The sequence below is a fragment of the Methylobacterium variabile genome (assembly GCF_001043975.1).
In the GTDB taxonomy this organism is placed as follows: Bacteria; Pseudomonadota; Alphaproteobacteria; order Rhizobiales; family Beijerinckiaceae; genus Methylobacterium; species Methylobacterium variabile.
Window position 1 is genome coordinate 1 of sequence record NZ_LABY01000257.1, and the last position, 5365, is coordinate 5365.

Genomic DNA, 5365 nt, shown 5'->3' on the forward strand with positions numbered 1-5365 from the left:
GCGGCGGCACGTTCTGCAGGTTCGGCTGGCCGCCGCAGCTGCGCGAGTTCTTCCGCCGCTTCGGCGAGGGCGGTCCGAACATGCAGCGCCCGCAGCGCCACGGCGGCGGCGCGGCGCAAGGCTCGGGCTTCTTCATCTCGGGCGACGGCTACGTGGTGACCAACAACCACGTGGTGAGCAACGCCAAGGCGGTCGAGGTCACCCTCGACGACGGCCGCACGCTGTCCGCCAAGGTCATCGGCACCGACCCGAAGACGGACCTCGCGCTGCTCAAGGTCAACGAGGGCGGTCCGTTCCCCTACGTGAAGCTCGCCCACGGCGCGCCGCAGGTCGGCGACTGGGTGGTGGCGATCGGCAACCCGTTCGGCTTAGGCGGCACCGTCACCGCCGGCATCGTCTCGGCCCGCGGCCGCGACATCGGCGCCGGCCCCTACGACGACTTCCTGCAGATCGACGCGCCGATCAACAAGGGCAACTCGGGCGGGCCGACCTTCAACGTCAACGGCGAGGTGGTGGGCGTGAACACCGCCATCGCGTCGCCCTCGGGCGGCAACGTGGGCCTCGCCTTCGCGATCCCGTCCGAGACCGTGCAGGCGGTGGTCGACCAGCTGCGCGCCGACGGCAAGGTCGCCCGCGGCTATCTCGGCCTGCAGATCCAGCCGGTCACGAAGGACATCGCCGACAGCCTCAGCCTCGACAAGGCCAAGGGCGCCCTGGTGACCAGCGCCCAGGACGGCACGCCCGCCGCCAAGGCGGGGCTGAAGTCCGGCGACGTGGTCCAGGCGGTCAACGGCGAGGCGGTGAGCGACGCCCGCGAGCTGTCGCGCAAGATCGCCTCGCTGAAGCCCGGCACCAAGGTCGACCTCGCCTACCTGCGCGGCGGCAAGGCCGAGACCGCCCAGGTCACCCTCGGCACGCTGCCGAACGACACCAAGGTGGCGAGCCTCGACGACCGCGGCGGGCGCCGCGGCGACAGCCAGCCGCGGCTCGGCCTCGGACTCGCCCCGGCGGACGCGGTCGGGGCCGGCCGCGAGGGCGTCGCGGTGGTGAGCGTCGACCCGGACGGCCCGGCGGCGGCCAAGGGCATCCAGGAGGGCGACATCATCCTGGACGTCGGCGGCCAGCCGGTCTCGAGCCTCTCCGACGTCGCCGCCCGCATCCGCGCCGCGGAGAGCGACGGCCGCAAGGCGGTGCTGATGCGGATCAAGAACGACAAGGGCACCCGCTTCGTGGCGATCGGCCTGCAGAGCAAGAACGGCTGATCCCGCTCCGGCACCGACGAGAGAGCCGGCCCCGCGAGGGGCCGGCGTTCTCGCGTGGTGCTCACACCCGGCAGAGGCGGGCGAGGCGCCGTCCCGAGACCCGGCCGCGGGCCGTGCCGTCGCCGTGCAGGGCCTCGCCCGACAGCGCGATCCGGGTCGGGTTCTCGATGAGGGTGTAGCGGGTGTGCCGGAGGGGCAGGCCGAACTGGGTCGCCCAGCGCCGCAGGGCGTCGCAGAAGCCGCGCAGGGTCTCGGGGCCGAAGCGCAGGGGGTCGAGCACCGGGGCGACCTCGGAGGCGCCGAAGGGCAGGGCGCGGAAGCCCGCGAGCAGGTCCGGCCGGCCCTCCGCGACGGCGAAGGCCGCACTCGACTCGACGCCCAGGGCCCCGGCCCGGTCGGGCGGCCGGGTCGACAGCGTGACGGTCACGGGTTGCTCGGCCAGCACGACGACGGCGCGGTCGGGCGCCCCGGAGAGGGCGAGGGCGAGGGGACGGTATCCGGCCCCGGGCTCGCGCGGCACGGTGAAGACGAGGCCGATCAGGTCCAGGGCGGCGGCCGAGCCCGCGACCCGGTCGGGATGGGCGGTCCAGCCGATGAGCCGCTCGCGCTGGGCGGCGCGCTCGGCCGCCACGTCCGGAACCTGGATGTCCGGCCCAGGAAGCGTGCCGCGGATCTGGAGCGTGCCGCGGAGCGGGGCCGGCGCCTCCACGCGCGGGCAGACGGGGCAGGGCGTCGCGGCGGCCTGAGGCGAGGCCGGGGCTTGGACCGGTGCCGCCGCCGGCTGGTCCGGCAGCCGGGCCGGCAGCTGGGTCGCCTCGCGGGCCGGGCGCGGGCGCAGCAGGCCGATGCGCGGATCGAGGACCGCGATCACGGAGACCGGGATCGCGACGGCCGCCAGCGCCGCCAGGCCGAGCCCGTATCGCCCGCTTCCGTCCCGCACGCCCACCCGCCTCGCTGCGCGCACCGACGGCGCGATCCGGACAGTATGCACCGGATCTGGCAGAAAGTGCGTCCGCGACAAAGACTTAGATGAAAAAACCTGGGGATGGCGGCCAAGTTCCCCTTGCCAATTGACCCAGCGGCACAGGTGGCGCACGCCCCCGACGGAGTCGGTCCGCGAAACGGGTGTCCAACCCGCCCAGCGATACCCTATTGTGGCGGCATGCCGACGCCCGCACCCGACCCCACGGACGGCCTCGCGCGCCGGCTGCGCCTGGAGCGCGAGGCGCGGGGCTGGTCGCTCGCCGATCTCGCGGCCCGCTCCGGCGTCTCGAAGGCGATGATCAGCAAGGTCGAGCGCGCCGAGGCGAGCCCGACCGCCGCCCTGCTCGGCCGCCTCTCGGGCGCCTTCGGGCTCACCCTCTCGACCCTGCTGGCGCGGGCGGAGGGGGAGACGGGACAGCTCCGGCGGCACGCGGCGCAGCCGGTCTGGATCGATCCGGCCACCGGCTACCGCCGCCGGCAGGTCTCGCCGCACCTGTCGCCCGCGGCGGACAACCCCCTCGACCTGACGGAGGTGGAGCTGCCGGCCGGCGCCGCGATCTCCTACCCGGCGGCCTCCTACGCCTTCATGCGCCAGACGATCTGGATGCTCGACGGCACCCTGACGTTCCAGGAGGGCGAGGCCACCCACGTGCTTGAGGCCGGCGACTGCCTCGCCCTCGGCGCTCCCGCCGACTGCACCTTCGCCAACCGGGGCGAGCGCCCCTGCCGCTACCTCGTCGCCGTGGTGCGGCAGCGCTGAGAGCCGCGGCCGCGCCCGACGCTCCGGCGGAGGCTCAGGCCGCCCGCCGGCCGAGCAGGGCCCGGGCCTCGGCGCCGCCGCGCAGGAACCCGTAGACGAGCACCGGCCAGCAGAACAGCAGCACCGCCGCCGGCACCGGCATCTGCCAGCCGACGATGGCCCCGACGATGCCCGCCGCCGAGCCGACGAAGCGGAAGTAGAACACCGGCACCGCGACCACGAGGGCCAGCAGCACCGGCACGCCCAGCACGGCGGTCAGCCCGGCCTGCACCGCCAGGAGGTTGGTCACGCCCATGACCAGGAACACCAGGAAGGCGGCAATCTGCATCATCCGGTTGGTCTCGCCCCACGATTCGCTCGGGCACAGACAACAGTCGAGCATGGCTTTTTGTGGGACGCCGGCGTCGCGGACTCCGCATCGGGCCCGCCATGCCGGCATAGAATATTTTCGTATTGATCCGCCGATCAAAAGAGCTTTTGTTGCCGCACGCGAAGAAATATAAAGTCGAAAAACGTGTTTTAATCCCGTGCAATCGCAATTTTGTCGTCGCCGTGCGCGCTGACGCACAAGGAATCCCGTGAGCCCACCATAGATCGCACCGCGACCGGCGCCGCAACACAACCAGCGGCCCGCCCGGACCAGTGGGAAAGACGATGACGAAGGCGACCCTGCTCCTCGCCGGGGCGACCTTGCTCGCCGCCACGGCGGCTTCGGCCCAGTCGGCGAAGGAGATCTGCAGCTACAAGGCTCCGTCCGGCATGTTCAGCGAGGGGACGACGAAGTGGGACATGTACCGCTTCATGGCCGTCGACCACGAGCAGCAGGAGGCGGCGTCCCGGACCGCCGCGATGCCGACCGCGACGGTCGATGGCCGGGTGACCGCCCACGCCCGGCTCCGCCGCGGCCAGCACTGACCGGAGCCTCACCCGACACAGCCGGCGGCGGTGCGGACTGCGCTCCCGGCCGGGCGAGCGATGCACGCACGCCTCACCCGTGCCCGGTCTGTTGCCATCTAACAGTCATACCACTCCCGTGTAGCAGGAACTCGGGTAGAGCTGCCGTATGGCGAGCGGGCACAGATCCGCGGAAAGACGGTGCGGCAGGGGCTACGATGGACGCGCGGGCGCTTCTCACCCAAGTCCAGTCCAATATCGGGGCGACATGTGACCGGGCGACCCGGCAGCAATCCTTGATCGAGACGCGCGAACGGGCCGGGCTGCCCACCGAGCACGAGCGAAACGTGCTCCGCGGCATTCGGGTGTCCCTTGGACTTGAGTATCATCACGAGGAATTGCTGCTGGCCACCCTGGCCGGCGAGGAGCCGAACGGGGACTACCGCGCCCCGCCGCCCCGCCGCGTCTGCCACCGCGGTGCGTCTGAGATCTGCGCCTTGCCGATCCGCTGCTGCACCATCCTGGCGGCGACCGTGACGCCCCGGCTGGTCGGGGCCGCTGCGCCGCGCTGATTCGCGCGAGGCCCCGGATTCGGGGGACGCGGCCCGCCGCGGCTGAGGCGCCCGCGCCACACCGGCCGCTTCGCCTCGCCGCCGCTCCCCTCGGGCGATCGCCGTCACGCGGGGCGCTGTTGCGCCGGAGCACTGGCGCCGTCGCGAGGCCGACGGCCTTCTCGGAGGAGATCAAGGACCCGCCATGTCGAACGCGCCGCTCTTCCTCCATCTCGCCGGGTCGCTGGCCTTCGTGGCCGTCGCCGGCCGCGGCATCGGCTGGGCCCTCGACGCCTGGGTGCGGCGCGCGCCGGACGGTCCGGACGGCGAGGCCGGACCGGCAGGCGGCCCCGAGCACCGGGCGTCCTCGGAGCCGCACGCCCTGCCGGAGAGCGTCGGCCGCGACCAGGCCTGAGCGGCGGAGAGCCGCGCTCTACCCCGCGTCCAGCACGAAATCCGTCCGCGCCTTCGCGTTGGGCACAACTCCCCGCGCGCGGCACCAGGCCAGGAAGGCGTCCGGCTCCAGGCGCACCCGCACCACCGCCACGCCGCTGCGGGATACCTCGCGCTCGACCTGCGTCGCGGACATCAGCCAGGCCGCGTAGCTCTCGGGCAGGCCGCCGGCTTCCTCCATCACCTCCCGGATCCGGGGATAGTCGCTCGCCTCGTACCAGGCGATGCCGACGCTTCGTGGACGATCCATCGCAACCTCCCGCCGCCGGCAGCCCGGGGACCCTCCGCGCGACCGCGGCCAGTGTCGCCGGGAGGACCGCCGGTGCAAGCACAAAAAAGGCCGCCCTTGCGAGGCGGCCCGAAGTCTAGGGAGGAAACGCCCAAAGAGGGCTGCACCGCCGCGACGCCATCGCTGCGGTGCGTCATCCTTCTTTCATGCTGCAGCGCACAAGACAACCGAA

At 73.0% G+C, this 5365-nt stretch carries 8 protein-coding genes; 5 read left to right on the top strand and 3 right to left on the bottom strand.

From position 1 onward, the window contains the following. On the top strand, positions 1-1262 hold a 1262-nt coding region (locus VQ02_RS29605; RefSeq protein ID WP_048447836.1), incomplete at its 5' end, for a Do family serine endopeptidase. A gap of 61 nt (positions 1263-1323) precedes the next feature. On the opposite strand, the gene VQ02_RS29610 is transcribed toward VQ02_RS29605, so the two are convergent. Further along, positions 1324-2226 (bottom strand): hypothetical protein, encoded by a 903-nt coding sequence (locus VQ02_RS29610; RefSeq protein ID WP_157080866.1) that lies wholly within the window; start codon positions 2224-2226, stop codon positions 1324-1326. Positions 2227-2424: 198 nt separating this feature from the next. Here VQ02_RS29610 and VQ02_RS29615 point away from each other — a divergent pair, with 198 nt between their 5' ends. Beyond that, entirely contained in the window at positions 2425-3006 is a 582-nt protein-coding gene (locus tag VQ02_RS29615) for a helix-turn-helix domain-containing protein (protein WP_048447838.1), read from the top strand. Positions 3007-3040: 34 nt separating this feature from the next. Here the strand turns inward: VQ02_RS29615 and VQ02_RS29620 are convergent, their stop codons facing one another. Beyond that, positions 3041-3337, bottom strand: a complete 297-nt coding sequence (locus VQ02_RS29620; protein WP_048447839.1) for a hypothetical protein — start codon at positions 3335-3337, stop codon at positions 3041-3043. A gap of 323 nt (positions 3338-3660) precedes the next feature. On the opposite strand from VQ02_RS29620, the gene VQ02_RS29625 reads away from it, so the two are divergent. The 3 genes from VQ02_RS29625 (at position 3661) to VQ02_RS29635 (ending at position 4866) form a co-directional block, all read left to right on the top strand. Next, entirely contained in the window at positions 3661-3921 is a 261-nt protein-coding gene (locus VQ02_RS29625; RefSeq protein ID WP_048447840.1) for a hypothetical protein, read from the top strand. 326 nt (positions 3922-4247) lie between these two features. Continuing rightward, complete coding sequence (locus tag VQ02_RS37680; protein ID WP_157080867.1) at positions 4248-4472, top strand: hypothetical protein; 225 nt, start codon at positions 4248-4250, stop codon at positions 4470-4472. 184 nt (positions 4473-4656) lie between these two features. After that, the gene (locus VQ02_RS29635; protein WP_048447842.1) at positions 4657-4866 is read left to right on the top strand and encodes a hypothetical protein; all 210 of its coding nucleotides are present in this window, start codon (positions 4657-4659) and stop codon (positions 4864-4866) included. Positions 4867-4884: 18 nt separating this feature from the next. On the opposite strand, the gene VQ02_RS29640 is transcribed toward VQ02_RS29635, so the two are convergent. Then, positions 4885-5154 carry a hypothetical protein gene (locus tag VQ02_RS29640; RefSeq protein ID WP_048447843.1) on the bottom strand — a complete coding sequence of 90 codons (270 nt, stop codon included), beginning with the start codon at positions 5152-5154 and terminating at the stop codon, positions 4885-4887. Between the last annotated feature and the right edge of the window lie 211 nt (positions 5155-5365).

Bases quoted from the DNA above. Each gene is read 5' to 3' on its own strand.
- VQ02_RS29615 (WP_048447838.1), top strand. From the start codon at position 2,425: ATGCCGACGCCCGCACCCGACCCCACGGACGGCCTCGCGCGCCGGCTG.
- VQ02_RS29620 (WP_048447839.1), bottom strand. From the start codon at position 3,337: ATGATGCAGATTGCCGCCTTCCTGGTGTTCCTGGTCATGGGCGTGACC.
- VQ02_RS29625 (WP_048447840.1), top strand. From the start codon at position 3,661: ATGACGAAGGCGACCCTGCTCCTCGCCGGGGCGACCTTGCTCGCCGCC.
- VQ02_RS29635 (WP_048447842.1), top strand. From the start codon at position 4,657: ATGTCGAACGCGCCGCTCTTCCTCCATCTCGCCGGGTCGCTGGCCTTC.
- VQ02_RS29640 (WP_048447843.1), bottom strand. From the start codon at position 5,154: ATGGATCGTCCACGAAGCGTCGGCATCGCCTGGTACGAGGCGAGCGAC.